The organism is Streptomyces cynarae (assembly GCF_025642135.1).
Classification (GTDB): Bacteria; Actinomycetota; Actinomycetes; order Streptomycetales; family Streptomycetaceae; genus Streptomyces; species Streptomyces cynarae.
In genome coordinates this window covers 7,065,103-7,091,431 of sequence record NZ_CP106793.1, presented here as the reverse complement: position 1 = coordinate 7,091,431, position 26,329 = coordinate 7,065,103, and the positions used below count along the sequence as shown (strand labels likewise).

The 26,329-nt window shown below is 70.9% G+C and carries 20 protein-coding genes and 3 pseudogenes; 13 read left to right on the top strand and 10 right to left on the bottom strand.

Features of this window, described 5'->3' with window-relative positions:
• Positions 1 to 10: 10 nt before the first annotated feature.
• The 7 genes and pseudogenes from N8I84_RS32175 (at position 11) to N8I84_RS32145 (ending at position 7,463) form a co-directional block, all read left to right on the top strand.
• Positions 11 to 2,059: a protein meaA gene (locus N8I84_RS32175; RefSeq protein WP_263232911.1), complete on the top strand. Its 2,049-nt coding sequence runs from the start codon at positions 11 to 13 to the stop codon at positions 2,057 to 2,059.
• A complete protein-coding gene (locus tag N8I84_RS32170; RefSeq protein WP_263232910.1) occupies positions 2,056 to 3,021 on the top strand; it encodes an HpcH/HpaI aldolase/citrate lyase family protein in 966 nt (321 codons plus the stop codon). Before N8I84_RS32175 ends, N8I84_RS32170 begins: the two co-directional genes overlap by 4 nt.
• A 5-nt stretch (positions 3,022 to 3,026) precedes the next feature.
• On the top strand, positions 3,027 to 3,530 hold the full coding sequence (locus N8I84_RS32165; protein ID WP_263232908.1) for a MaoC family dehydratase: 504 nt from the start codon (positions 3,027 to 3,029) through the stop codon (positions 3,528 to 3,530).
• Positions 3,531 to 3,558: 28 nt separating this feature from the next.
• The gene (locus N8I84_RS32160) at positions 3,559 to 4,764 is read left to right on the top strand and encodes an acyl-CoA dehydrogenase family protein (RefSeq protein WP_263232906.1); all 1,206 of its coding nucleotides are present in this window, start codon (positions 3,559 to 3,561) and stop codon (positions 4,762 to 4,764) included.
• Positions 4,765 to 4,935: 171 nt separating this feature from the next.
• A pseudogene (locus N8I84_RS32155) lies at positions 4,936 to 5,582 on the top strand (phosphatidylserine decarboxylase).
• Positions 5,583 to 5,604: 22 nt separating this feature from the next.
• On the top strand, positions 5,605 to 6,426 hold the full coding sequence (gene pssA / locus N8I84_RS32150; RefSeq protein WP_200418615.1) for a CDP-diacylglycerol--serine O-phosphatidyltransferase: 822 nt from the start codon (positions 5,605 to 5,607) through the stop codon (positions 6,424 to 6,426).
• 347 nt (positions 6,427 to 6,773) lie between these two features.
• Positions 6,774 to 7,463 (top strand): esterase/lipase family protein, encoded by a 690-nt coding sequence (locus tag N8I84_RS32145; protein ID WP_449334047.1) that lies wholly within the window; start codon positions 6,774 to 6,776, stop codon positions 7,461 to 7,463.
• 99 nt (positions 7,464 to 7,562) lie between these two features.
• On the opposite strand, the pseudogene N8I84_RS32140 reads toward N8I84_RS32145, so the two are convergent.
• Positions 7,563 to 8,682, bottom strand: a pseudogene (locus tag N8I84_RS32140) (glycerate kinase).
• Between the two features lie 196 nt (positions 8,683 to 8,878).
• Between N8I84_RS32140 and N8I84_RS32135 the strand changes: the two are divergent.
• The 5 genes from N8I84_RS32135 (at position 8,879) to N8I84_RS32115 (ending at position 13,690) form a co-directional block, all read left to right on the top strand.
• The gene (locus N8I84_RS32135) at positions 8,879 to 9,949 is read left to right on the top strand and encodes an ADP-ribosylglycohydrolase family protein (protein WP_263232904.1); all 1,071 of its coding nucleotides are present in this window, start codon (positions 8,879 to 8,881) and stop codon (positions 9,947 to 9,949) included.
• A gap of 208 nt (positions 9,950 to 10,157) precedes the next feature.
• Positions 10,158 to 11,906 carry a sialidase family protein gene (locus N8I84_RS32130; protein ID WP_263232903.1) on the top strand — a complete coding sequence of 583 codons (1,749 nt, stop codon included), beginning with the start codon at positions 10,158 to 10,160 and terminating at the stop codon, positions 11,904 to 11,906.
• Positions 11,907 to 12,371, top strand: coding sequence for a flagellar basal body-associated FliL family protein (locus tag N8I84_RS32125; protein WP_263232901.1), 465 nt, complete (start codon positions 11,907 to 11,909; stop codon positions 12,369 to 12,371).
• A 24-nt stretch (positions 12,372 to 12,395) separates the two neighbouring features.
• Positions 12,396 to 12,887: an NUDIX domain-containing protein gene (locus N8I84_RS32120; RefSeq protein WP_263232900.1), complete on the top strand. Its 492-nt coding sequence runs from the start codon at positions 12,396 to 12,398 to the stop codon at positions 12,885 to 12,887.
• Positions 12,888 to 12,943: 56 nt separating this feature from the next.
• A complete protein-coding gene (locus N8I84_RS32115) occupies positions 12,944 to 13,690 on the top strand; it encodes an SIR2 family NAD-dependent protein deacylase (protein WP_263232898.1) in 747 nt (248 codons plus the stop codon).
• On the opposite strand, the gene N8I84_RS32110 is transcribed toward N8I84_RS32115, so the two are convergent.
• The gene (locus N8I84_RS32110; protein WP_263232897.1) at positions 13,659 to 15,653 is read right to left on the bottom strand and encodes a hypothetical protein; all 1,995 of its coding nucleotides are present in this window, start codon (positions 15,651 to 15,653) and stop codon (positions 13,659 to 13,661) included. The genes N8I84_RS32115 and N8I84_RS32110 overlap by 32 nt on opposite strands.
• A gap of 279 nt (positions 15,654 to 15,932) precedes the next feature.
• The gene (locus N8I84_RS32105; protein WP_263232896.1) at positions 15,933 to 16,415 is read right to left on the bottom strand and encodes a hypothetical protein; all 483 of its coding nucleotides are present in this window, start codon (positions 16,413 to 16,415) and stop codon (positions 15,933 to 15,935) included.
• 316 nt (positions 16,416 to 16,731) lie between these two features.
• Here N8I84_RS32105 and N8I84_RS32100 point away from each other — a divergent pair.
• A pseudogene (locus N8I84_RS32100) lies at positions 16,732 to 16,890 on the top strand (NAD-dependent deacetylase); the annotation flags it as partial.
• Positions 16,891 to 16,917: 27 nt separating this feature from the next.
• Here the strand turns inward: N8I84_RS32100 and N8I84_RS32095 are convergent.
• The 7 genes from N8I84_RS32095 to N8I84_RS32065 all read right to left on the bottom strand — a co-directional run bounded on the left by N8I84_RS32095 (position 16,918) and on the right by N8I84_RS32065 (position 26,314).
• Positions 16,918 to 17,400 carry a methylated-DNA--[protein]-cysteine S-methyltransferase gene (locus tag N8I84_RS32095; RefSeq protein ID WP_313884308.1) on the bottom strand — a complete coding sequence of 161 codons (483 nt, stop codon included), beginning with the start codon at positions 17,398 to 17,400 and terminating at the stop codon, positions 16,918 to 16,920.
• Between the two features lie 9 nt (positions 17,401 to 17,409).
• Positions 17,410 to 18,876, bottom strand: coding sequence for an AlkA N-terminal domain-containing protein (locus N8I84_RS32090; RefSeq protein WP_263234949.1), 1,467 nt, complete (start codon positions 18,874 to 18,876; stop codon positions 17,410 to 17,412).
• A 159-nt stretch (positions 18,877 to 19,035) separates the two neighbouring features.
• Entirely contained in the window at positions 19,036 to 21,381 is a 2,346-nt protein-coding gene (locus N8I84_RS32085; protein WP_263232895.1) for a glycoside hydrolase family 65 protein, read from the bottom strand.
• A gap of 137 nt (positions 21,382 to 21,518) precedes the next feature.
• Entirely contained in the window at positions 21,519 to 22,028 is a 510-nt protein-coding gene (locus N8I84_RS32080; protein WP_263232894.1) for an O-acetyl-ADP-ribose deacetylase, read from the bottom strand.
• Positions 22,025 to 23,434 (bottom strand): phytoene desaturase family protein, encoded by a 1,410-nt coding sequence (locus N8I84_RS32075; RefSeq protein ID WP_263232893.1) that lies wholly within the window; start codon positions 23,432 to 23,434, stop codon positions 22,025 to 22,027. The genes N8I84_RS32080 and N8I84_RS32075 overlap by 4 nt, the downstream gene beginning before the upstream one ends.
• 90 nt (positions 23,435 to 23,524) lie before the next feature.
• Entirely contained in the window at positions 23,525 to 24,370 is an 846-nt protein-coding gene (locus N8I84_RS32070) for an inositol monophosphatase family protein (protein ID WP_263232892.1), read from the bottom strand.
• A gap of 117 nt (positions 24,371 to 24,487) precedes the next feature.
• Positions 24,488 to 26,314: a gamma-glutamyltransferase family protein gene (locus N8I84_RS32065; protein WP_263234948.1), complete on the bottom strand. Its 1,827-nt coding sequence runs from the start codon at positions 26,312 to 26,314 to the stop codon at positions 24,488 to 24,490.
• Positions 26,315 to 26,329: the final 15 nt, after the last annotated feature.

Below are 26,329 nucleotides of genomic sequence, written 5' to 3'. Positions count from 1 at the left end.
GAGGTCATCCATGACTGAGCGTCAGCCCGCCGACGGCAGGCGAGAGAAGGACCGGCCGTGGCTCATGCGCACGTACGCCGGTCACTCCACGGCCGAGGCGTCCAACGAGCTGTACCGGCGCAACCTCGCCAAGGGGCAGACGGGTCTGTCGGTGGCGTTCGACCTGCCGACGCAGACCGGCTACGACCCCGACCACATCCTCGCCCGTGGCGAGGTCGGCCGGGTCGGGGTCCCCGTCTCGCACCTCGGTGACATGCGCCGGCTGTTCCAGGACATCCCCCTGGAGCAGATGAACACCTCGATGACCATCAACGCCACGGCCATGTGGCTGCTGGCGCTCTACCAGGTCGTCGCGGAGGAGCAGGGCGCGGACATCACCAAGCTCCAGGGGACGACCCAGAACGACATCGTCAAGGAGTACCTGTCCCGCGGGACGCACGTCTTCCCGCCGGGACCGTCCCTCCGCCTGACGACGGACATGATCGCGTACACGGTCTCCCACATCCCGAAGTGGAACCCGATCAACATCTGCAGCTACCACCTGCAGGAGGCGGGCGCCACGCCGGTCCAGGAGATCGCGTACGCGATGTCCACCGCGATCGCCGTCCTCGACGCGGTGCGCGACAGCGGCCAGGTGCCGCAGGAGCACATGGGCGACGTCGTCGGCCGTATCTCCTTCTTCGTGAACGCTGGCGTCCGCTTCATCGAGGAGATGTGCAAGATGCGGGCGTTCGGCCGCATCTGGGACAGGATCACGCGCGAACGGTACGGCATCGAGGACCCCAAGCACCGCCGCTTCCGCTACGGCGTCCAGGTCAACTCGCTCGGACTGACCGAGGCGCAGCCGGAGAACAACGTCCAGCGGATCGTGCTGGAGATGCTGGCCGTCACCCTCTCCAAGGACGCACGCGCGCGTGCCGTGCAGCTTCCCGCCTGGAACGAGGCGCTGGGCCTGCCCCGCCCCTGGGACCAGCAGTGGTCGCTGCGCATCCAGCAGGTGCTCGCCTACGAGAGCGACCTGCTGGAGTACGACGACATCTTCGAGGGCTCGAAGGTGATCGAGGCGAAGGTGGACGAGCTGGTCGAGGCGGCGCTCGCCGAGATCGAGCACATCCAGGAGATGGGCGGCGCGATGGCCGCCGTCGAGTCCGGCTACCTCAAGTCGCAGCTGGTCGCCTCGCACGCGGCACGCCGGGCCCGTATCGAGTCGGGCCAGGAGAAGATCGTCGGCGTCAACATATTCGAGGGGACCGAGCCGAACCCCCTGACCGCCGACCTGGACACCGCGATCCAGACGGTCGACCCGGCGGTGGAGGCACGCGTCGTCGAGTCCCTCCAGCGCTGGCGCGACACCCGCTACCAGCCGCCCTTCAACCACCCGCGCCCCTGCAAGGCGCTGGAGCGGCTGAAGGAGGCCGCCAAGGGCACCGACAACCTCATGGAGGCCACCCTGGAGTGCGCCCGCGCCGGGGTCACGACCGGCGAGTGGGCCGGGGCCCTGCGCGAGGTGTTCGGCGAGTTCCGGGCCCCGACCGGCGTCTCGTCCGCGCCCGTCGCGGTGGCCGCCGAGGACGGCACCAAGCTGGCGGAGGTCCGCCGCAGGGTGGACGCCACCGCCCGCGACCTCGGCGTCGGCAAGCTCCGCTTCCTCGTCGGCAAGCCGGGCCTGGACGGGCACTCCAACGGCGCCGAGCAGATCGCCGTGCGGGCCCGTGACGCCGGGTTCGAGGTGGTCTACCAGGGCATCCGGCTGACGCCCGAGCAGATCGTGGACGCGGCCCTCGCCGAGGACGTGCACGCGGTCGGCCTGTCCATCCTGTCCGGATCGCACGCCCAGCTGGTGCCCGACGTGCTGGAGCGGCTGCGCGAGGCCGGCGCGGCCGACATCCCGGTGATCGCCGGCGGGATCATCCCGAACGGCGACGCCGAGCAGCTCAGGGCCGCTGGAGTGGCCGCGGTCTTCACCCCGAAGGACTTCGACATCACCGGGATCATCGGCCGTATCGTCGACGAGATCCGGAAAGCGAACAAGCTCGACCCCCTGGAGGTCCCCGCATGACCACCCCCGTCAACCGCCTTCGCCCCCGGCGCTCCTGCCTGGCGGTACCGGGCTCGAACCCCCGCTTCCTGGAGAAGGCGCAGGGCCTCCCCGCCGACCAGGTCTTCCTGGACCTGGAGGACGCGTGCGCACCGCTCGCCAAGCCGGAGGCGCGGCACACCATCGTCAAGTTCCTCAACGAGGGCGACTGGACGGGCAAGACCAGGGTGGTCCGGGTCAACGACTGGACGACCGAGTGGACGTACCGGGACGTCGTGACCGTGGTCGAGGGCGCGGGGCCGAACCTCGACTGCATCATGCTGCCGAAGGTGCAGAGCGCCGAGCAGATCGTCGCCCTGGACCTGCTGCTTACGCAGATCGAGAAGACCATGGGCTTCGAGGTCGGCCGGATCGGCATCGAGGCGCAGATCGAGAACGCCCAGGGCCTCAACAACGTCAACGCCATCGCGCAGGCGTCCCCGCGCATCGAGACGATCATCTTCGGCCCGGCCGACTTCATGGCGTCGATCAACATGAAGTCGCTGGTCGTGGGCGAGCAGCCGCCCGGCTACCCGGCGGACGCCTACCACTACATCCTGATGAAGATCCTGATGGCCGCCCGCGCCAACAACCTCCAGGCGATCGACGGTCCCTACCTCCAGATCCGCAACGTCGACGGCTTCCGTGAGGTCGCCGGCCGCGCCGCCGCCCTCGGCTTCGACGGCAAGTGGGTGCTCCACCCGGGTCAGGTGGACGCCGCCAACGAGGTGTTCTCGCCGTCCCAGGAGGACTACGACCACGCCGAGCTGATCCTGGACGCGTACGAGTACTACACGTCGGAGGCGGGCGGCAAGAAGGGCTCCGCGATGCTCGGCGACGAGATGATCGACGAGGCCAGCCGCAAGATGGCGCTGGTCGTCGCGGGCAAGGGACGCGCCGCCGGCATGCAGCGCACCAGCAAGTTCGACATCCCGGAGGCGTGAGCGGCATGCAGTTCGGACGGACCTACGAGGAGTTCGAGGTCGGGGCGACGTACAAGCACTGGCCGGGCAAGACGGTCACGGAGTACGACGACCACCTGTTCTGTCTCCTCACCATGAACCACCACCCGCTCCACATGGACACGAACTATGCGGAGAAGACGACGGACTTCGGCAGGAACGTCGTCGTGGGCAACTACATCTACTCGCTGCTGCTCGGCATGTCCGTCCCGGACATCTCCGGCAAGGCGATCGCCAACCTGGAGATCGAGTCGCTCAAGCACGTGGCGCCGACCTTCCACGGCGACACGATCTACGGCGAGACGACCGTGCTCGACAAGTGGCCCTCGAAGTCGAAGAACGACCGCGGCATCGTCCACGTCGAGACGAAGGGCTACAAGCAGGACGGCACCCTCGTGTGCGTGTTCCGCCGCAAGGTGATGGTGCCGACCGAGACGTACATCAAGGAGCGCGGCGGCGAGCAGCCGGGCCGCCCGACAGCGTCCAATTAACTACGTGAAGCAGCAGGAGAAGTAGGCCATGGCCCGACTCGCCCAGACCGCCGGTCTGACGGACATCCAGCAGGAGATCCTCTCCACCGTCCGGGACTTTGTCGACAAAGAGATCATTCCGGTCGCGACCGAGCTCGAGCACCGCGACGAGTACCCGCAGCAGATCGTCGACGGCCTCAAGGAGCTGGGCCTGTTCGGTCTGATGATCCCCGAGGAGTACGGGGGTCTGGGCGAGTCGCTCCTGACCTACGCGCTGTGCGTGGAGGAGATCGCCCGCGGCTGGATGTCGGTGTCCGGCATCATCAACACGCACTTCATCGTGGCGTACATGCTCAAGCAGCACGGCACGCAGGAGCAGAAGGACTACTTCCTGCCGAAGATGGCGCTCGGCGAGATCCGGGGCGCCTTCTCGATGTCGGAGCCGGGACTGGGCTCCGATGTGTCCGCGATCACGTCGAAGGCGGTCAAGGACGGCGACGAGTACGTCCTGACCGGCCAGAAGATGTGGCTGACCAACGGCGGCACGTCCTCGCTCGTCGCCGTCCTCGTACGAAGTGATGAAGGACACCCCGAGGGCACCGCGCCCCACAAGTCGATGACGACCTTCCTGGTGGAGAAGGAGCCCGGCTTCGGCGAGGTCCGCCCCGGCCTCACCATCCCCGGGAAGATCGACAAGATGGGCTACAAGGGGGTCGACACCACCGAGCTCATCATGGACGGCCTGCGCATTCCGGCCAATCGGGTGCTCGGCGGGGTCACCGGCCGGGGCTTCTACCAGATGATGGACGGCGTCGAGGTCGGCCGGGTGAACGTAGCGGCCCGTGGCTGCGGGGTCGCTCAGCGTGCCTTCGAGCTCGGCGTGTCGTACGCGCAGCAGCGGCACACCTTCGGCAAGCCGATCGCCCAGCACCAGGCCATCCAGTTCAAACTGGCGGAAATGGCCACCAAGGTCGAGGCGGCGCATGCCATGATGGTGAACGCGGCACGCAAAAAGGACTCCGGTGAACGAAACGACCTCGAAGCGGGGATGGCGAAGTACCTCGCCTCCGAGTACTGCAAGGAGGTCGTGGAGGACGCCTTCCGGATCCACGGCGGCTACGGCTTCTCCAAGGAGTACGAGATCGAGCGCCTCTACCGCGAGGCCCCGATGCTGCTGATCGGTGAAGGTACCGCCGAAATCCAGAAAATGATCATCGGTCGCCGACTGCTCGAAGAGTATCGACTCCAGGGTTAGATATGCCGATACGGGGTGTTTTCTTCGCGAAGAAGATCACACCCCGTCAACACTCTTCGGCCGTCGACTCGGCCTTCTGGCTTGCCCAGTTGTGGTCCGTGACCGGTACGATCGGCCGGAAAGCCGCCGTCCCCCATTGAAGCGCGGCATCACTCGCTACGAAGGTCATCCATGCCCCACAGCCAAACCTCTGCACCACGCGGCCGGGTCCGCCTCGCGCGCGGAGCATCGCCGTGGCTTCTCCCGACCGTTGCCACCGCAGCCCTCAGCCTGGCCCGCGCGCGCCGCCCGGCGCCGCGAAGGCCGTGGCCGTGCCCGCCACCGCACTCGCGGCGGGCATGCTGTGGTTCTTCCGCGACCCGGAGCGCGAGATCACCCAGGGCCGGGTCATCTCGCCCGCCGACGGTGTGGTGCAGAGCATCATGCCGTGGAAGGACGGCCGCACCCGCGTCGCGATCTTCATGAGCCCCCTGAACGTCCACGTCAACCGTGCGCCGCTGGCCGGCACGGTGACGTCGGTCGAGCACATCCCGGGCGGTTTCGTTCCCGCTTTCAACAAGGAGAGCGAGAACAACGAGCGCGTCGTCTGGCACTTCGACACCGAACTCGGTGACATCGAGATGATCCAGATCGCCGGCGCGGTGGCCCGCCGCATCGTCCCCTACCTCCCCCAGGGCACGAAGGTGGAGCAGGGCGACCGTATCGGCCTGATCCGTTTCGGCTCGCGTGTCGACATCTACCTCCCCGAGGGTGTCGAGATCGCGGTGGAGGTCGGCCAGAAGACCGTGGCTGGGGTGACGCGCCTTGACCGTGATTGATCCCGATACCCAGTCCGGCTGGGTGCCGGAGGCCGCCGAGGTGGACGACGAGGAGGAGATGCCCCTCTCGCTCCGCCTCTCAATAGCGGACACGCTCACCCTCGGCAACGCCACGTGCGGGTTCATGGCGGTGTACTTCACCACCACCGGGATCCTCATCCCGCACCTGACGGGCAACGACGAGTCGGCGGGCATGGCCCGGCACAGCGCGGCCACGGCGGTCATCCTGATGCTGTGCGCGGCGGTCTTCGACCTGTTCGACGGCCTGGTGGCGAGGAAGCTGCGGTCGTCGCCGATGGGCGCCGAGCTGGACAACCTCTCGGACCTGATCAGCTTCGGCCTGGCGCCGGCGTACTTCGTGCTGGTCTACGGCATGGTGGCGGACGACGCGCACCAGAGGGTGGCCGCGGTCGGTGCGATCGTGGTGCTGCTGGCGGTGGTGCTTCGCCTTGCGCGCTTCTCGTGCGTGACGATGAAGGACGGGATGTTCCAGGGGATGCCGTCGCCGTTCGGCGCGCTGACGGTCGTCTCGATCGTCCTGCTGGAGCTGCCGTTCTTCGCCACGCTGCTGGCGATCCTGGGGACGGCGTGGCTGATGGTGAGCCGGGTGGAGTACCCGAAGCCGCGGGGCCGGCTCGCGGTGGCGATGCTGTCGTGGATCGTCCTGTCGATGGGACTGCTGGCGGCGTGGGCCTTCGACGCGCCGAGCGGTCAGCTGCTGCTTCAGACGGGCTGCGCGCTGCAGCTGGTCATGGGCGCGGTGATCCCGCTGTTCGCCACGGCACGCCGGGTGAACAACTTCCGTGGCAATCGCCGGGAGGCGCGGGCGGCGCAGTTGCCGTAGCGGTCGCGTACGCAAGCAAGGGAAGGGCCCCGAACCCGGTTGGGTTCGGGGCCCTTCCCTTTGGTGCCGGACACCGGTGCCGCTACCGTCCGCGCTCCTCCCACGCCCCGGTATCGGCCTGGCGAAAAACCCCGCGCACGACTCTTGACCAACCATACCTACCGGTCAGTACGCTCACGTCACCCCTCGACGACACCGGTGTCCTCCCCCATGCGGCTGCGGCGAGCGTCCCCTCCGCGCGCCCCCCGCGTGCCCTCAGTACGGCTCCCGAGACCCGGGAAACGCCCAGCGCAGTCCCCGTCAGAACGCGCCGTCGAGCGCATCTCCCCTCATTGTGAGGCTCCCCCGTGAAGAGACCCCTCGTGGCCGCGGCAGTCGCCGCGGCCGGTGTCCTCCTCGCCGTCCAGGCGTCGGGTCCCGCCCAGGCGTCAAGCAGTTCCACCTTCGACTCCACCAGCGATCCCATCCTCTTCGTGCACGGCTACACCGGTGACGGCAGCAACTGGAACACGATGGCCGGCCGCTTCAACGCGGACGGCTGGCCGTCCTCCTACCTCGACCAGTGGTCCTATGACTGGCACCAGTCGAACTCCACGACCGCCCAGCAGCTGTCCACCGAGGTCGACCGTCTCCTCGCGGCAACCGGCGCCACCAAGGTCGACATCGTCAGCCACTCCATGGGAGGGCTCTCCTCGCGCTACTACCTGAAGAACCTCGGCGGGACCTCGAAGGTCGACGCCTGGGTGTCACTGGGCGGCCCTAACCACGGGACGGACACCGCCAACAGCTGCTTCGACACCTCTTGCACCGAGATGCGCATCGGCTCCAGCTTCCTCACCGCCCTGAACTCCGGCGACGAGACACCGGGCTCGCCCCGTTACGCAACCTGGTGGTCGCCCTGCGACACGGTGATCAACCCGGACAGTTCCGTGTCCCTGTCCGGCGCGGCCAACAGCGAGACCGCCTGCCTCAGCCACACCGACCTGCTCACAGACACCACGGTCTACGCCCAGACCCGGGACATGATCAACCGCTGACCGCCCCGAGCAGCCGGCAGGGACCGCCCACCAGCCGCCACCGCGGTCCCTGCCGGCACCGCAGCCGCACAGCCCCTGCCACCAGCGAGGAGCCCTGCCTCAGCCCAGGTGGTCCCGGGCGATCCGTTCCGCCACACGTTCCAGGATCGGGCCCGCCTCAGCGATGCACTTCGCCACGTCCGGTTCCGCCTCCGTCAGCGGGTACGCCCGGCGGATGCCGACCTGGGCCAAGGCCTCCCCCGGCAGGGCCAGGCGGCCGCAGACCGCCACGACCTCCTTGCCCGCCGCGCGCGCGCGCCGCCGCGACCCCGGCCGGGGCCTTCCCGTGCAGCGTCTGCTCGTCCAGCGAGCCCTCGCCCGTGATCACCAGCGAGGCCCGCTCGAGCGCCGGTGCGAAGCCCAGGACGTCCAGCATCACCTCGATGCCGGGGCGGAACCGCGCCCCGAGGAGCAGGGCCCCGTACCCGATGCCGCCCGCGGCCCCGGCCCCCGGCGCCACCGCGTACTCCGCTGCTCGCGCCCCGATCGCCTCCTCCAGTACCTTCGCGAAGTGCGCGAGCGCCGCGTCCAGCGTCGCCACGTCGTCCGGCGAAGCCCCCTTCTGCGGTCCGTACACCGCCGGGGCACCCTTCGGCCCCGTCAGCGGATTGTCCACATCGCTCGCGAGGACCAGGTCGACCGAGGCCAGCCGCGGGTCCAGGCCGGACAGGTCGGCACGGGCCAGCTCCGCCAGTCCCCCGCCCCCGGGCGTCACCGGCTCGCCCTCCGCGTCCAGGAACCGCGCCCCGAGCGCCGTCAGCATCCCCGCGCCCCCGTCCGTCGTCGCGCTCCCGCCGACCCCGAACACGATCGTCCGCGCCCCCGCGTCCAGCGCGGCCCGCAGCAGCTCACCGGACCCGTACGTGGACGCCGTCAGCGGTGCGAAGACCCCGGCGGGCAGCCGCTGCAGCCCGCTCGCCTCCGCCATCTCCACGACCGCCGTGTCGCCGCGCAGCGCGAACGCCGCCGTCACCTCGTGCCCGAGCGGCCCCGCGACCCGCACCTCACGTCGTTCGAACCCGGCCGCGACCGCCGCGGCCACCGTCCCGTCGCCCCCGTCGGCCACGGGCAGCGCCTCCACCTCGAGGTCCGGCACGACTCTGCGCAGCCCCGCGGTCACCCGCTCCGCGACCTGGACGGCCGTCAGCGACCCCTTGAACTTGTCCGCGGCGATGAGCACCCGCTGTACCGTTCGCGTGTCGTTCACTGCAGCGTCCGCCACCTGCAATCCCCTCGCTCTCCGAGCCCCGCACACATCGAACACGGCAGGGCAGCCGCGCCGCTGTGACCCTAACCGCACCGCACCTGCGCCGTCATGCCCCGTCCGGCCCCCGGAACCCGCGCGAGCGCGCCCGGAATCGGGTAGACCTTCAGCCATGACCCCTGTGGGCACCGATCTCGCGGACCGCGTCCTCGGCGGCTGGCTGGGCCGGATCGCCGGCAACATGCTCGGCAAGCCGGTCGAGCGGGGCGATGTGTGGACGAGGGAGCGCATCGACCGCTATCTGCGGCAGGCCTCGGCACTGCCGCTCACCGACTACCTGCCCGAGCCCGCCACCGAGAGCGACGCCCTCGACCTGCGCCCCGAGTGGCGTCAGTGCGTACGCGGTCGCATCCACGGCAGCTGCCGCGACGACGACGTCGACTACGCCGTCCTGGGCCTGGACCTGCTGGAGACGCACGGCTTCGGCTTCAGCACCGAGCAGGTCGGCGACCAGTGGCTGCTCAGGCTGCCGTATCTGCAGACGTTCACGGCCGAGCGGGCCGCCTACCGCAATCTCGCGGGCGGCCTCAAACCCCCGCTGACGGCCACCTACGACAACCCCTACCAGGAGTGGATCGGCGCCCTGATCCGCGCCGACGTCTACGGCTGGACCAGCCCGGGCGTCCCGCGCCGCGCCGCCTCGCTGGCCCGCCGGGACGCGGTCCTGTCGCACACCGGGAACGGGGTGTACGGGGCGATGTGGGCGGCCGCGCTGATCTCGGCGGCGTTCACCGCGCCCACCGTCCGGCACGCGCTCGACACCGCGCTGACGGTGATCCCCGCGAGCAGCCGCCTCGCCCGCACCGTACGCCGGGTGATCTCGCTCCACGAGACCCGGCTGAGCTGGGAGGAGACGCTGGACGCGGTCTCGGAGGAGACCGCCGGGCTCGGCTGGATCCACACCGTTCCGAACGCGGGTGTCATCACGGCCGGGCTGTTGTACGGCGACGGCGACTTCACCCGCACGATCGCGCTGACTGTGCGCGGCGGCCTGGACACCGACTCCAACGGCGCGACCGCGGGCTCGGTCGCGGGCGTCCTCACCGGCGCGGAAGCGATCCCCGCGCGGTGGAAGGACCCCTTGGAGGACACGGTCCGCAGCGCCGTCTTCGGCTTCGACGGTGTCCGCATCAGCGAGCTGGCGGAACGGACCCTGCGGCTCGCGGAAGCCGAGGCCGCCTGAGCGAGTCGGAGCCCGTCCGAAAAACGTTCGACTTCCGCGCGACGGACGGCCCCCACTTCCCCGTAGAGCAGACGAAGGCACCACCCGTACCGCCCCGCACCACCGCCCTTCGTCCGACTCGCGAACCCTCGAGGTACTTGTGGCTCTCTTCTCCGTGCTCCGTCGTCACCGCCACCCGCGGTCGCGGTGGTCTGTCGCCGTAGGGTTGGTGGCTCTCGTGGCCGGCGCCCTGCCCGGTGTGTCGGCCGACGCCGCCACTCCAGCCTCCGGATCGGTCAGCGACACCGCGCCCACCACCACATGGAGCGGCGGACCCTTCGCCGTCCCGAACGTCTCCGGCACCACGGGCACCGTCAGCTGCGGCGACCCGCAACTGTGCGACGACTATGCGCTGAAGGTGACGGTGCCCACCGGCTACGACACCGGTCACAGCCTGCGCATCGACATCAAGTGGCCTGACAGCGCCGCCGACTTCGACCTGTACGTCCTCGACTCCAGCGGTCACGTCGTGGCCGCCTCGGCCTCCAGCAGCGACCCCGAGACCGTGCTGCTCCCGGCGGTGACGGCGTCGTACACCGTGCGCGTGGTGCCGTACGCACCGCTCGGCGACGGCTTCACCGGCACCGCGGGCCTGGTCACCGACCCGGCCGATCCGCCGCCGAGTACGGCGACCCCGCCGACGTACGCCGACTCCTCGGCACCGGACAGCATCGCGGACGCGCACAACGCCGGTGAACCCTCGATCGGTGTCGACCGCGCGACCGGCGCCGCGATGTTCCAGGCCTACACCTCGACGCTCAAGGTCACCTACGACGGCGCGGGCACCGCCACCTGGCAGGACAAGAGCGCGAACGCGGCGGGCGGCTGCCCCCAGGGCAGCCTCACCAGCCTCGACCCGATCCTGTTCACCGACCCGGCCACCCATCGCACCTTCGAGTCGCAGCTCGCCGGGAAGACCGCCCTGACCTGCTACACCGACGACGACGGCGAGACGTGGACACCGACGGGCGGCTCGGGCATCAACTCGGGAGTCGACCACCAGACGATCGGCGGCGGCCCCTTCGCGCCGGGCGGTCCTGGTGCCCTCACCTCCTACCCCGACGCCGTCTACTACTGCTCCCAGGACATCGCCGACGCCTCCTGCGCGGTCAGCCGGGACGGCGGTCTGACGTACGGGCCGGCCGTCCCGATGTACTCCCTGCTGGACTGCGGCGGACTGCACGGGCATGTGAAGGTCGCCCCGGACGGCACGGTCTACGTGCCCAACAAGGGCTGCGGCGGCAACCAGGCCGTGGCCGTGTCCGAGGACAACGGGCTGACGTGGACCGTCCGCAAGAACCCCTCCAGCACCCCCGGTGACTCCGACCCGAGCGTGGGGGTCGGCGCCGGCGGGACCGTCTACATGGGCTACCAGAGCAGCGACGGCACCGCGCGGATCGCCGTCAGCCACGACAAGGGCAGGACGTGGCTGTACGACCAGAACGTCGGCGCGGCCCTCGGCATCAAGAACATCGTCTTCCCGGCCGTGACCGCGGGTGACGACAACCGCGCCGCCTTCGCCTTCCTGGGCACCACCACCGGGGGCGACTACCAGGACACGGCCGGCTTCAAGGGCGTCTGGCACCTGTACGTGGCCACCACCTATGACGGCGGGCAGTCCTGGGTCACCGTCGACGCCACCCCCACCGACCCGGTCCAGAGGGGGTCCATCTGCACCGGCGGCACCACCTGCGGCCAGGACCGCAACCTTCTGGACTTCATCGACGTCACCCTCGACGCCCAGGGCCGCGTGCTCGTCGCCTACGCCGACGGCTGCACCGGTGCCTGCGCCACCGGGGGCGCGCAGAACTACGACGCGCTGGCCTCCATCGCCCGCCAGTCCTCCGGCAACACGCTGTACGGCGCGTACGACGCCATGGTCGCCGGCAAGCACAAGAAGACCGAGGGAGGCCGATAGGTGAAGCCGTTCCCGCCCGCCGCCGCGCTGGCCGGCTGCGTCCTCACCCTGGCGGCCGTCACCGGGTGCTCGGCCGCGAGTGAGCCGTCGGAGCGGCCGGCCGTGGAGGCCGCCTCCGCACCGCCGCCCGGCGGCTGCCCCACCGCCGCCTCACTTCCGCTGCCCAAGGACTTCCCGGCCGACCTGCCGGTGCCCGAGGGCGCGGTCGTGACCTCGGTGGAGCACCGCACCGGCGACCGGCTGGTCGTGTCCACCGTCGTCCGCGGCGGCTTCGACTCAGCGCTCGCCTTCCTGCAGAAACACCTCCCCAAGGCCGGATACGCGCTGAAGGAGGGCGAGGTGGAGGAGGACGACGCCGAGTCGAACTTCTCCTCCCGGACGGTGGAAGGCCGCTGGACTCTTCGGACGATGCCCGACTGCGCGGGAGGTGTGTACCTGACGTACCTGACGTCCGCCGTCTCCTGACCCGGCAGTGGTTACCCTTCCTGGATGACGACTCCAGACTTCGCTGCGTACATCGCGTCCCTCCCCCGTGTCCTGTCGGGCGCGGCCGCCCTCTTCCGCGACGCCGAAGGCCGGGTGCTGCTCGTCGAGCCGAACTACCGTGAGGGCTGGGCGCTCCCGGGCGGCACCATCGAGTCGGACGACGGCGAGACCCCGCGTCAGGGTGCGCGCCGCGAGACGCTGGAGGAGATCGGCCTCGACCGCGAGCTGGGCCGGCTGCTCGCGGTCGACTGGGTGCACGGGGCGGGACGCCCGCCCCTGGTCGCCTACCTGTACGACGGCGGGATCCTCGGTAAGGACGACCTCAAGGCGATCCGGCTGCAGGAGGAGGAACTGCTCTCCTGGCGTCTGGTGCCCCGCGAGGAGCTCACCGACCACCTGCCCGGCTCCCTCGGCCGCCGCGTGCTCGCCGCCCTCGACGTGCTCGCGGACGGCGCGGGCACGGCGGAGCTGGAGAACGGCCACCGGGTCGGCTGACGCCGGCCGCGTCATCCGTTCGCCCCACCGAGATCAGCCGTCCTACTCTCGGTGACATGACCAGGCCTCTCGTCGCCGTCCTCAGCGGCGCCGGTATCTCCACCGACTCCGGCATCCCCGACTATCGCGGACCGAACGGGCTGTGGCGACGGGACCCCGAGGCCGAGAAGCTCGTGACGTACGCGTCCTACATGAGCGATCCGGAGATCCGGCGGCGCTCGTGGCAGATGCGGCGGCAGAACCAGGCCCTGAACGCCGAGCCGAACGCCGCGCACCGGGCCGTGGCCGGGCTGGAGCGGTCCGGGGTGCCCGTGCGGGTGATCACGCAGAACGTGGACGGGCTGCACCAGCTCGCCGGGATGCCCGCCCGCAAGGTGCTCGAACTGCACGGCACCGCCCGCAGCGTGGTCTGCACGCGGTGCCATGCACGCGGCCCGATGGAGGACGCGCTGGCCCGGGTCGAGGCCCGGGAGGACGACCCGCCGTGCCTGGAGTGCGGCGGGATCCTGAAGTCGGCGACCGTGATGTTCGGCGAGCGGCTGGACCCGGAGGTGCTGGGCGAGGCCGTCGCGATCACCAAGGTGTGCACGGTGTTCATCGCGGTCGGCAGCAGCCTCCAGGTCCATCCCGCCGCCGCTCTCGCCGGCCTGGCCGCCGACCACGGGGCCCGGCTGATCATCGTCAACGCCGAGCCGACGCCGTACGACGACCGGGCCGACGAGGTCGTACGGGAGCCGATCGGCACCGCACTCCCCAAGCTGCTGGGCTTGTTCAGTGAGCAGTGGGGCGCTGCCCCGGGGTGATGCTGCCGAGGGTGTCCCCGGGCTGCACCGTGGAGGTGCCGGTCCGCTTGCCGGTGGGCGGATCGGCTGCCGTGATCCGGTAGGTGCAGGGGGTGGGGGTGACTGAGGAGGGTCGCGTCGGGACGGGGGTGAGCGGTGTGCAGACCGGGGTGGCGAGTCCGATCAGTTCCACCAGCCCTGTGCCGCCGGCGGGTGGGAGGATGTGCGACCAGTTGTCGGCCAGCCAGACGTTGCCGGACTGATCGATCTGGACTGCGGTGAGGTGCTGCATCGCCTTGTTCCTGAAGCCCTGCGAGGGTGACAGGACGGTGCCGGTGGTGCTGCCGGGTGGACAGGCACTGGTGGTGGCGCCGCACAGCGTCCACACCCCCGGGGTGAGGAAGCCGGCGACCCACACGCGGTCGGATCCGTCGACGGCTACCGACCAGGGAAGAGTCGTCTCGGGCAGTTTGTACACGCCTGCGACGCTCCCGTCGGGCGCGAGTCGGGTGACCGCGTTGCTCAAGTAGCTGTTGAGCCAGGCGTTGTTCTTGGAATCGATGGCGATGCCGAGGGGCCACTTGAATGAGCTGCTCTCGATGGGCGAGGTCGTCGTGGGCTTGAAGTCAGGCCCGATCACGGTGACGCTGCCGCCGAACTTGCCGATGAGAGGCGCCAGGGGCGTGTTCACCAGCCGGGCGCCGCCGAGGCCGGCATTGCTGACCCAGGCCCGCCCGAAGCCGTCGATCTGAACGGCGAAGGGGTGGTTGAGACCGCCGCCGGTGATCTTGATCGCCTTGGACGGGTCACCGTGCGGGTAGACGACCACGTCGCCCTGGCCCGGTGCGGTTTCCAGGCCGTAGTTGTTCGCGATCCACACATTGCCCCGCTGGTCCACCGCGATTCCCTGCGGGTGGATGAGACCGCCGTTACTCCACCCCGCGGCAGGCGACAGCGGCTTGCCGGTGGCCGAGTAATGCGCCACCGAGTTGCCTCCATAGCTGCTCATCCAGACGGTGCCGTCGGGGGCGACCGCGGCACCCCAGTCACCGCCCTTCATGCCGCCACCTTGGATCGGGCTGCCCAGGACCGGGCGACCCGTCGGGTCGAGCACGCTGACATAAGGGCTCGGCTTCCGGGTGCCGGGCAGCCAGTTGTTGGACGCCCAGACGTTGCCCTTGGCGTCGAAGGCGATACGACCGGGGGCGTACAGGTCGGTGTCGGTGTAGCGCAGCGCCAGTATCCAGGCCGTGGGCGGCGCGGTGAGCGCCGGGGCGTAATGGTTCACGGCACGCGCCAGGTCGTAGAGCCCTGTCGGGGACAGTGTGGGGTTGCGGACCAGGTTCAGCACCGCCTGTGCGGTGTCCGGGGGAGCCGCGCCGCCGGGGGGTGTCGCCAGCCGGAGCAGGCTCTCGCACCGCGTCGTTTCCGACGCGCAGAGGGAGACCAGGTTGGCGAGCGTGTTGAGTGTGGCCAGGGTTTCGTTGGTGTTGCCGTTGTTGGCGTCCGTGACCACCCCGCCGGGCTTGCCGGTGACCGGGTCGACGAGGTTGAACGTTGTCGCTGCGGCGTTCTGCAGCCCTGGGCTTGGCCCGTCGATACCGTGTGGGCCGGTGAACTGGGCCAGGGCGTAGGTGGCGGCGACCGTGGTGAGTTCGTTGACCCGTATCCGGCTCGCCGTCCGTGCGGGAACTCCACCGCCCTCACCGACCGCTACCACGGAGCGTAGTCGTAGGCGCCGTGCATGGGCCGGTGTGGCCTCCACGTACAACACCCCGGCAGCGGGTCGAGCGTACGGGACCTCGAAGGAACCGGCGGCGTCGGTCGTCGCACGGCCCAACTCCCTGACCCCTGACCGGGAGCCGGCGAAGAGTGTGACCTGGGCGCCCTGAAGCGGCTTGCCCGCGCCTGTGACGGTGCCGTGCAACGGGCCGGGACCGGCACTCGGTGCCGCCGGCGGGACGTTCGCCGCGCCCAGAAGCATGGCCGCCGAGGCTGCTGCAGCGGCTGAAGCCCTCAGCGATGGCCCCTTCCTCCTTCGCCTCCGGCGGAAGCGACCTGCGGGCGCTGGTCTGCGGACGGACATGCCAGAAGAGCTCATCGCTGGTGAACCTTTCACTGGAGTGGTCGGCTCGGACGGCCGGGCGAAGGGCAGGGTCCACGTCCGCGAAGCTCCTCCCGAGGCCGCCTCCAAGGCCGGCTCGCCGCCACCTTTCGAGGCGGGCGCGGACAAGTCGGGTACGGGGCGGGCCCACCGCTGCGGCTACCCGGCTGCGGCTCCCCCGGCCCCCGGAAGTGTGCGGTCGACCTCCGGCACCCTGAGGGCGAACCAGCCGACCCTGAGCCCGAACAGCCAGACCACACCGAGGTACAGCCCCTGGCCGACCTGGCGCATCTCGTCGCGTACCCCGCGGGCGACGAGGGACATCCTGGAGTAGTCGATGACGATGCACTCCTGCTCGTCCATCAGGCTCGGCCCCTTGTAGACCTGAGCCACCACGGCGAGCACGTCGAACGGGGTCATCCGGTTACTCAGGTAGCCCTCAGAGACGAAGACCTTGCCTCGCCATACGGCCATGCGCACCAGCCAGGCCAGGGGACGTGCGAGCCAACCGCCTCCCCACCGCACGATGCCGGTGCCCTGCAGCGGACCCTTGGGAATGTCACCCGCCGGGCTCGCACCGAACACTTCCACGAGGCGGTCGTCACCGGCGTCGAGCAGATCACTCTCAGTGAGTGCCACCATGGTCCTCCTCGCGGTCGCGCGAGCCGTTGCGTGTGCCGAACTGTGGCCGTATCGCCCGGGCGTGAATCCGGTGTTCGTACGACGCGGGCTGCGGTGCACAGGCCCGGGTGAGGTCACGACGAGGCCGCGGCCGCCGGGATGCCGGTGGGCAAACCCACCGAGTTCCATGCCCACAAACCGTGGGGTCGCTATACGAGCTTGGACGCAGTCGGCTGCACATCACCATCGCTGCTAGGCCAACGGGGTACCGATCTGCCGACGCCCTCGGCCTCTCCTACAAGCAGGATGTCTCACATCCACGTACGCCTTGCGACGCACGCAGTGCCCTGCACGTGGCCCGATGGAGGACGCGTCGGCCCGCGTCGACGCCGGGGACGACGACCCGCCGTGCCTGGAGTGCGGCGGGATCCTGAAGTCGGCGACCGTGATGTCCGGCGAGCGGCTGGACCCGGAGGTGCTGGACAAAGCCGTGGCGGAGAGTCTCCGGGAAGGGTGGGCAGTTCTAGAACAACGCCGATCCCCGTTCGAACTCCAGCAGTCGGCGCTTGCGGTCCAGTCCGCCGCCGTAGCCCGTCAGGCCGCCGCTCGCACCGATGACCCGGTGGCAGGGGACGATGATGCCGATGGGGTTCCTGCCGTTGGCCAGGCCCACCGCGCGGGAGGCGCCGGGCTTGCCGAGGGCGTCGGCCAGTTGGCCGTAGGAGCGGGTCTCGCCGTAGGGGATGCGGCGCAGCTGCTCCCAGACGTCGCGCTGGAACGGGGTGCCGTTCATGCGCAGTTCGAGGGTGAAGTCCTTCAACTCGCCTGAGAAGTAGGCCTCCAGCTGCTCCTCCGCTTCGGCGAAGGCACCCTCCTTCCGCTCACCGAAGGTCTCCTCCGATGGGCGGTGGCGCTGGTCGGTCATGTAGAGGCCGCACAGGACGCCGTCGTCGGCGACCAGGGTGAGGGGGCCGTAGGGGCTGTCGATGATCGTGTGCTGCTTCACTGTGTGTCCTTATACCGGAAGGAAGTTGATCGGGTGGCTGTCCGTCGCCCACAGGTACTGGACCGCGTACGCCCGCCACGGCCGCCAGGCCGCCGCGCGTGCGGTGAGTGCCGCCGGGGTCGACGGCAGGCCGAGTTCCTGTGCGGCGCGCCTGATGCCGAGGTCGGTGGGCAGGAAGGCGTCGGGGTCGCCGAGGGCGCGCATGGCGATCACGTCGACCGTCCAGGGGCCGAAGCCGGGCAGTGCGAGAAGCCGGGCGCGGGTCTCCTCCCAGTCGCTCTCGACGCCCAGGTGGATGGATCGCTCGGCGAGTTGACGGACGAGGGTCGTGAAGGTCGTCCGGCGGGTGCGGGGCATCGCCAGTGACTCGGGGTCGAGTGCGGCGAGGGCCTCCGGTGCCGGGAAGAGGTGGGTGAGGCCGCCTTCGGGGTCCTCGACGGCCTCACCGTGCGCGGTGACCAGGCGGGCCGCGTGGGTGCGTGCGGCGGCCGTGGAGACTTGCTGGCCGAGGACGGCCCGTACGGCGAACTCGGCCTCGTCGACGGTGCGCGGCACCCTGCGGCCGGGGGCCTTGTCGACGAGGGGCGCCAGCACCGGGTCCGTGCGCAGCTGGTCGTCGACGGCGACCGGGTCGGCGTCCAGGTCGAGCATGCGGCGGCAACGGCTGATGGCGACGGCCAGGTCGCGCATGTCGCTGAGGCTGAGGCGGCAGGCGATGTGGTCGGGCCGCGGGGTCAGCGCCACGATGCCGTGTCCGTACGGCAGCCGGAGCGTGCGCCGGTAGGCGCCGTCGCGCCATTCCTCCACGCCGGGTATGGCGGTGGCGGCGAGGTGGCCGAAGAGGTTGTCGGGATTGAGCGGGGCGCGGAACGGCAGCCTGAGGCTGAGGACGCCCGGTGCGGCCACCGTCTGCCGGGGCAGACGGGCGCGCAACTCGCTCGGGGAGAGCGCGAAGACCTCGCGAACGGTGTCGTTGAAGGTGCGGATCGAGGAGAACCCGGCCGCGAACGCGATATCCGCCATCGGCAGCCCGGTCGTCTCGATGAGCAGCCGGGCGGTCTGGGCGCGCTGTGCCCGGGCGAGCGCGAGCGGTCCGGCGCCGAGCTCGGCGAGGAGCTGGCGCTCGATCTGGCGGGTGCTGTAGCCGAGGCGGGCGGCGAGGCCGGGCACGCCCTCGCGGTCCACGACGCCGTCGCCGATCAGCCGCATGGCGCGGGCGACGAGGTCGGCGCGCTGGTTCCACTCCGGGGAGCCGGGGCTGGTGTCCGGGCGGCACCGCTTGCAGGCCCGGAACCCGGCCTGCTGGCAGGCGGCGGCGCTCGGGTAGAACGTCATGTTCTCCGGCTTGGGCGGTACCGCCGGGCAGCTGGGGCGGCAGTAGATCCGCGTGGTCAGGACCGCTGTGTAGAACCAGCCGTCGAAGCGCGCGTCCTTGGACTGGACGGCGCGCACACAGCGCTCCCGGTCGGTGTGCATCGCGTTCCGCATGTCTCAAGCATCGGGCACCGGAGCGCGCCGGGCTGGCGGAAATCCGACATGTGGTTGGGGCGACCTGCCGTTACCCCGATCGCCGGTGCCGCTGCCGCGATCGTCTCCGAGGCCGTCCCCGCAGAGCGCCGGCTCGAGGCCTTTGTGTCAGTGGGGGCGCTCGGGGTGGCGTCCGGGCGGCTGCGAAGGCTGCGGCAAGGGGGGCGACGGTTTCACCGGACGGGTCTGCGCGGCGTCGCCGGCCACGGTCAGCGGCTCCCCGTAGTGCCTGATCCGGACCGATTCCCCCTTCACGAGCGTGTACGTGGCCCGGGAGTCGGTGATCTCCACCCGGAGGCACTGGCCGCGAACGTGGACCGAGAAGGCCAGCCGGCTGAGACCCTCGGGCAGCCGGGGCGCGAAGTACAGCGTTCCGGAGTGGTAGCGCATGCCGCCGAAGCCGGCGACCAGCGCGATCCAGGAGCCCGCCAGGGACGCGATGTGCAGGCCGTCGCGGGTGTTGTTCTCCAGGTCGTCCAAGTCCATCAGCGCCGCCTCGCCGAGGTAGTCGTAGGCCAGGCGCAGGTGGCCGACCTCGGCTGCGATGACGGCCTGCACGCTCGCCGACAAGGAGGAGTCACGGACGGTGAGCGGTTCGTAGTAGGCGAAGTTCCGTGCCTTCTCGCCCTCGTCGAAGGCGTCGCCGCGCAGGTACATCGCCAGCACGAGGTCCGCCTGTTTGACCACCTGCTTCCGGTAGATCTGGAGGTAGGGGTAGTGCAGCAGCAGCGGGTAGTCCTCCGGCCGGGTGCGGGAGAAGTCCCAGACCTGGTGGCGGGTGAAGTCCGCCGACTGCTCGTGGATGCCGAGGGCGCTGTTGTAGGGGACGGTCATCGCCTTTGCGGCGGTGCGCCATGCGGCCGTCTCGTCCTCGGTCACACCGAGCGCGGCGGCCTGCTCGGGGTGGCGTTCCGCGGCATCGGCGGCGGCACGCAGGTTCTCCTGGGCCATCAGATTGGTGTAGGTGTTGTCGTCCGCGACCGCGCTGTACTCGTCGGGGCCGGTGACGCCGTCGATGTGGAAGCGGCCCTGGGAGTCGTGGTGACCGAGGGAGCGCCACAACCGGGCGGTCTCCACCAGGAGTTCCACGCCGGTGTCCCGTTCGAAGTCCTCGTCGCCGGAGACCGAGACGTAGCGCAGGACGGCATGGGCGATGTCGGCGTTGATGTGGAAGGCCGCGGCACCGGCCGGCCAGTAACCGGAGCATTCCGCGCCGTCGATGGTGCGCCATGGGAAGGCCGCCCCCTCGAGACCCAGTTGCCGGGCACGGGCACGGGCCGCGGGCAGGGTGTCCTGGCGCCAGCGCAGCGCCGCGGTGACGCTGCGCGGGTGGGCGAAGATGAGCACCGGCAGGACGTAGGTCTCCGTGTCCCAGAAGGCGTGCCCGTCATAACCGGAACCCGTCAGGCCCTTGGCGGGGATGGCCCGCTGCTCGGCCCGGGCGGCGGCCTGCAGCACATGGAAGAGCGCGAAGCGGACGGCTTGCTGGATCTCCGCGTCGCCGTCCACCTCCACGTCGGCGTGGGCCCAGAAGTCGTCCAGCACCGCGCGCTGCTCGTTGGCCAGGCCGTGCCAGCCCGTGCTGCGCGCCTCGGCGAGCGCGGCCTCCGCCTGGTCCCTCAGGGACGGCAGTGAGCGCAGCGAGGACCAGGCGTAGGAGACCAGCTTCTCCAGGCGGAGCTTCTCGCCCGGTCTGAGGTCGGCGATGACGGTGAACCGGGCGACGTCGTGCGCGCTCTCTGCGGCTGTCTGCGTGGATGCCGGCCCCTGCACGATGTGGTCGGCGGCGGCCGCGACCCGCAGTCCGCTCCGCTCGGTGCGGTGGATCAGGCGCAGCCGGGCCCCTTCGGCGTGGTGCTCCTCGGGCCGTAGCGGCGATTCCAGGGCGGCGGCGACCCTCGGATCGTCGCTGGGCTGCGGCATGGGCTCATTGGCGACGAGTTCGGACTGGATGACGACGCGCACCTCGTCGTCCAGCGGCTCCACCTCGTAGGCGATCGCGGCGACGGCCCGGTGGGTGAAGGACACCAGGCGGGTGGAGCGGACACGGACGGCCTTTCCCACCGGCGAGACCCATTCGCAGACGCGGTGCAGTACTCCGGCCCGCAGATCGAGGACCCGTTCGTGCGAGAGGAGACGCCCGTAGCGCAGGTCGACCTGCTCGTCGTCGACCAGGAGGCGGATGAGCTTGCCGTCGGTGACGTTGATGACCGTCTGGCCGGATTCCGGGAAGCCGTATCCGGCCTCGGCGTAGGGCAGCGGATGTACTTCGTGGACGCCGTTGAGGTAGCAGCCGGGCAGTCCGTGCGGCTCCCCCTCCTCGAGGTTGCCTCGCCAGCCGATGTGTCCGTTGGACAGGGCGAAGACCGATTCGCTCTGTGCCAGGACGTCCAGGTCGAGCCCGGTCTCGCGGATGCACCAGGGATCGCACCCATAGGCGGGATGAGTGATCACGGTGCGTCCTCCGGTGAACATGTCCGGAATGCCTGATATGCCATGCTTTCTATCTGCCCGCTCAGGAGTCACTCCACCCCCAAGGGCCCCGGAAAGGACAGCGCGGCCTCGGCGGGGTCGCGTGAACGAGCGGCCGATCAGGGGAGCTGCGCCGCGAACGCCTCGTACGCCCGCTCGTCGAAGAGGACGAACCTGACCTCCTCGACCGCCGTCTCCGTGGCCCTGACCGTCTCCACCGCGATGCGGGCGGCGTCGTCGATCGGCCACCCGTAGATGCCGGCGGACACGGCCGGGAACGCCACCGTGCGGGCGCCGAGTTCGTCGGCGACGCGCAGCGACTCCCGGTAGCAGGAGGCCAGCAGCTCCGACCGGTCCTCCTGGGGGCTGAAGCGGGGACCGACCGTGTGGATCACCCAGCGTGCGTCCAGTTCGCCCGCCGTGGTGGCGACCGCCCGGCCCGTGCGCAGTCCCTTGCCGTACCTCGAGGCGCGCAGCGCACGGCACTCCTCGAGGATCGCCGGGCCACCCCGCCGGTGGATCGCGCCGTCCACCCCTCCCCCGCCGAGCAGCGACGAATTGGCCGCGTTGACGATCGCGTCGGCGCTCTGCCGGGTGATGTCGCCCTTGACCAGCGTGATCGCGGTCATCGCTGCCTCAGCCTCCGCCAGACCGCCTTCGCCGCGTTGTGTCCCGACATGCCGTGCACGCCCGGGCCCGGTGGGGTGGCCGAGGAGCAGATGAAGACGGCCGGGTGCGGGGTGCTGTACGGGGACAGGGACGCCTTGGGGCGCAGCAGGAGCTGGAGGCCGGACGCCGCGCCGGAGGCGATGTCGCCGCCGACGTAGTTGGCGTTGCGTGCGGCCAGTTCGGGCGGGCCGGCGGTGGCGCGGGCGAGGACGCGGTCGCGGAACCCCGGGGCGTAGCGCTCCAGTTGGCGTTCCATGGCGTCGGTGAGGTCTCCGCGCCAGCCGTTGGGCACATGGCCGTAGACCCAGAAGACCTGCTTGCCCGCCGGGGCCCGGGTGGGGTCGGCGACGCCGGGCTGCACGGCGATGAGGAACGGCCGGTCGGGCGCTCGGCCCTCCCGGGACGCGGCGCGCAGGGCGGTGCCGATCTCCGCGCTGTCGGCGCCGATCTGCACGGTGCCGGCGACGCGCGGTTCCTTCGCGGTCCACGGGACCGGGCCGTCCAGCGCGTAGTCGATCTTGAAGACGCCGGCGCCGTAGCGGTAGCCGTCGTAGTAGCGTCCGAGGCCGGCGATACGGGCCAGCGCCGTGGGCGAGGTGTCGAAGACGTAGGCGCGCGCCGGGGGCAGGTCGTCGAGGCGCTTGACCTCGTAGTCGGTGTGGACGGTGCCGCCCAGGTCCTTCAGGTACGCGGCGAGGGCGTCGGAGATCGACTGGGAGCCGCCGCGGGCGACCGGCCAGCCGCGGGCGTGCGCGGCGAGGGCGAAGACCAGGCCGATCGCGCCGGTGGCGAAACCGCCGAGCGGGGCGATCACGTGGGCGACGAGCCCGGCGAACAGGGTCTTCGCGCGCTCGTCGTGGAAGCGGCGCATCAGCCAGGTGGACGGGGGCAGCCCCACGATGCCGAAGCGGGCGAGGGTGACCGGGTCCCGGGGCAGCGCGGTCCGGGGCAGGGACATGAAGTCCCGGGCCAGGGTGTCCCAGCGGCTCAGGAACGGCGCGACGAGCCGGCGGTACGCTCCCGCGTCGCGCGGGCCGAACGAGGCGGCCGTCTCGGCCACCGAGCGGGACAGCACCGCGGCCGTGCCGTCGGGGAAGGGGTGCGCCATCGGCAGCTCGGCGTGCAGCCATTGAAGGCCGTACCGCTCGAGGGGCATGGCGCGGAACGCGGGCGAGTTGATGCCGAGGGGGTGAGCGGCCGAGCACGGGTCGTGCCGGAAACCGGGCAGCGTCAGCTCCTCGGTGCGGGCGCCGCCGCCGACGGTGTCGCGCGCCTCGAAGACGGCCACGGAGAAACCGCGACGGGCCAGCTCCACGGCAGCCGTCAGCCCATTGGGCCCCGCCCCCACCACGACCGCATCGAGCATCGACGGCACCTTCGGACTCCTTCGTCAGCCGACGGCCACAGGAGATCAGGATATGCCGGAGGTCTGACACGCCTCGGGTACACGGGAAGGTCAGGCGGCGCCGGACAGCAGCTTGACCACCCGGCGCGCCGTGGTCTCGTCCCGTGCCGCGGTGAACGGCAGCGCGTTGCCGCCGGTGATCCGGAACGGTTCGCCTGTCAGGGTGAGGGTGGCGCCGCCCGCCTCCTCGACCAGCAGCAGCCCGGCCGCGTGATCCCACGCCGCTTCCCAGGAAAAAGCGGTGCCGTCGAGGACGCCCCGGGCGATGTTGAGGTACTCGAGGCCCGCCGAGCCGCACGGGCGCGGGCGGACGCCGTCCGTCCACAGTCCGAGCAGCGCGCGCTTCTCCTCGTCCGTGGTGTAGTCGGGGTGCGACGTGGCCACCTCCAGGTCGCGGCCCGCCGCGGGAGAGCCCGCTCGCAGGCGCTCGCCGTCGAGGAACGCGCCCTTCCCCCGTATCGCCGTGGCGAGCCGGTCCAGGGCCGGGGCGTACGTCCACGAGGCGCGTACGACACCGCCCTGGGCGAGCGCGACCAGCGTGCAGAACCCGGGGTCGCCGTGCACGAACTGGCGGGTGCCGTCGACCGGGTCGACGATCCAGACGGGGGCCTCGCCCCGGATGGCCTCGTAGGTCACCGGGTTGGCGTGCACCGCCTCCTCGCCCACCACGACCGAGCCGGGCAGCAGCCTCGGGAGCACCTCGGTGAGGTGGGCCTCGGCGTTGCGGTCGGCGTCCGTGACCAGGTCGTGCGGTCCGTTCTTCTCGTCGATCTCGTGCGCGGCGAGCCGGCAGAAGCGGGGCATGATCTCGGTGGCGGCCGCCTTGCGCACGGCCTCCTCGACGTCTGCCGTGCCGTGCGCGAGAAACCCGTCGATGGTTTCGTAGTCGTCGATCATGCCCTCCATGAGAGCACGCGTCGCTGACAATCCTCACCGGCCCGGTGTACTCCGGCTGGAATCGGTATGAATTCGGCGCTTCTCGGAATTTCGGCGCTTGTCCCCGGGCCGGCTGGTTCAGCGGCCCACCGCGTACCCCTGCATGCCCCGCGGATTGGCAGCGGCCGAGAGCACGCCCGTCCCCGGGTCCCGGGCGACCGCGCACAGCCGCCCCTCCGACCAGGCCTCGCCGACGGTGACGTCATGGCCGCGCCGGCGCAGCTCAGCGACGACCTCCGGGTCCATGCGGGACTCGACCGTGACGCTGCCGGGACGCATGCCGCGCGGGTAGAAGGAGCCGGGGAAGCTGTCGTTGTGCCAGTTCGGGGCGTCGATGGCGCCTTGCAGGTCGAGGCTGCCACGGATGTGCGGGCGCAGGGCGGCCGCCAGGAAGAAGTGGAGCTGCCACTGGTCCTGCTGGTCGCCGCCGGGCGTGCCGAACGCCAGCACCGGCACCCCGTCGCGCAGGGCGATCGAGGGGGTGAGGGTGGTACGGGGGCGGCGCCCCGGCGTGAGGGAGTTCGGCAGGCCCTCGTCGAGCCAGGTCATCTGCAGCCGGGTGCCGAGTGGAAAGCCCAGCTCGGGCACGACCGGGTTGGACTGGAGCCAGCCGCCGCTGGGCGTGGCCGCGATCATGTTGCCCCAGCGGTCGACGACGTCGAGGTGGCAGGTGTCGCCACGGGTGGCGCCGTCGGCGGTGACGTCCGGCTCACCGGGCACGGGCGACGTCGGGCTCTTCGCCACGGTCGGCTCGCCGACGCCCATGGGGTCGAAGTTCGGATCGTCGGCGGCCACCACGCGCGCGTACTCGCTCAGGCGCGGCACGCGGCCTCCGGGGGCGCCGGGGCGCAGCTCGTACGACGCCTTGTCGCCGATCAGGGCGCGCCGCTCGGCGTTGTAGGCGTCCGACAGCAGGTCACCGAGCGGGACCTCGGCCGCGTCGCCGTACCAGGCCTCGCGGTCGGCCATGGCGAGCTTGCACCCCTCGATCAGCAGGTGGACGTAGTCCGCGGAGCCGTACCGGGGCAGCTCGGGCGGGAGCAGGGCGAGCTGCTGGAGGAGGACGGGGCCCTGGCTCCAGGGGCCCGCCTTGCACACGGTCCAGCCGTTCCAGTCGTAGGTCGCCGGGGTCTCGTAGGCGGCCGACCAGGAGGTCAGGTCGTCGGCCGTCAGGGTGCCGCGGTGGCGTTCGCCGCTGGTGTCCATGGTGGGCCGCTCCGCCTGCCGCACCAGGGCCTCGGCGATGAACCCGCAGCGCCACACCCGGCGCGCGGCCTCGATCTGTGCCTCCCGGTCGCCGGCCCCCGCCACCTCGGCGAGCAGCCGCTTCCAGGTGGCGGCCAGCGCCGGGTTGCGCAGCGGCTCGCCGGGGCGCGGCGGCCTCCCGCCGGGCAGGTACACCTCGGCCGAGGAGGTCCACTCGGTCTCGAACATCTTTCGCACGGTCTCGACCGTCTGGCCTACGCGCTCCACGGGCGGGTGCCCGTGCTCGGCGTAGCCGATGGCGTACTTCAGGACGTCGGCGAGGGTCTTGGTGCCGTGGTCGCGCAGCAGCAGCATCCAGGCGTCGAAGGCTCCCGGGACGGCGGCGGCGAGGGGCCCGGTGCCGGGGACGAGATCCAGACCGAGTGCCCTGTAGTGGGCGACGGTGGCCCCAGCGGGCGCGACGCCCTGCCCGCACAGCACCCGCACCCCGCCGCCCGCCGGGGCGAGCAGGATCGGGACCTCGCCGGCGGGACCGTTGAGGTGCGGTTCCACGACGTGCAGCACGAACGCGCCCGCCACGGCCGCGTCGAACGCGTTGCCGCCGTCCTCCAGTACGGCCATCGCCGACTGGGAGGCCAGCCAGTGGGTGGAGGACACCATGCCGAACGTGCCCTGGAGGGTGGGGCGTGTGGTGAACATATGGCCTCTCAGCTC

Excerpts from the sequence above, each read along its gene's own strand:
- N8I84_RS32065 (WP_263234948.1), bottom strand. The coding sequence starts at position 26,314 with ATGTTCACCACACGCCCCACCCTCCAGGGCACGTTCGGCATGGTGTCC.
- N8I84_RS32160 (WP_263232906.1), top strand. The coding sequence starts at position 3,559 with ATGGCCCGACTCGCCCAGACCGCCGGTCTGACGGACATCCAGCAGGAG.
- N8I84_RS32170 (WP_263232910.1), top strand. The coding sequence starts at position 2,056 with ATGACCACCCCCGTCAACCGCCTTCGCCCCCGGCGCTCCTGCCTGGCG.
- N8I84_RS32090 (WP_263234949.1), bottom strand. The coding sequence starts at position 18,876 with ATGCACACCGACCGGGAGCGCTGTGTGCGCGCCGTCCAGTCCAAGGAC.
- N8I84_RS32120 (WP_263232900.1), top strand. The coding sequence starts at position 12,396 with ATGACGACTCCAGACTTCGCTGCGTACATCGCGTCCCTCCCCCGTGTC.
- N8I84_RS32075 (WP_263232893.1), bottom strand. The coding sequence starts at position 23,434 with ATGCTCGATGCGGTCGTGGTGGGGGCGGGGCCCAATGGGCTGACGGCT.
- N8I84_RS32135 (WP_263232904.1), top strand. The coding sequence starts at position 8,879 with ATGACCCCTGTGGGCACCGATCTCGCGGACCGCGTCCTCGGCGGCTGG.
- N8I84_RS32070 (WP_263232892.1), bottom strand. The coding sequence starts at position 24,370 with ATGATCGACGACTACGAAACCATCGACGGGTTTCTCGCGCACGGCACG.
- N8I84_RS32115 (WP_263232898.1), top strand. The coding sequence starts at position 12,944 with ATGACCAGGCCTCTCGTCGCCGTCCTCAGCGGCGCCGGTATCTCCACC.
- N8I84_RS32080 (WP_263232894.1), bottom strand. The coding sequence starts at position 22,028 with ATGACCGCGATCACGCTGGTCAAGGGCGACATCACCCGGCAGAGCGCC.
- N8I84_RS32105 (WP_263232896.1), bottom strand. The coding sequence starts at position 16,415 with ATGGTGGCACTCACTGAGAGTGATCTGCTCGACGCCGGTGACGACCGC.
- N8I84_RS32175 (WP_263232911.1), top strand. The coding sequence starts at position 11 with ATGACTGAGCGTCAGCCCGCCGACGGCAGGCGAGAGAAGGACCGGCCG.
- N8I84_RS32165 (WP_263232908.1), top strand. The coding sequence starts at position 3,027 with ATGCAGTTCGGACGGACCTACGAGGAGTTCGAGGTCGGGGCGACGTAC.
- N8I84_RS32110 (WP_263232897.1), bottom strand. The coding sequence starts at position 15,653 with ATGCTTCTGGGCGCGGCGAACGTCCCGCCGGCGGCACCGAGTGCCGGT.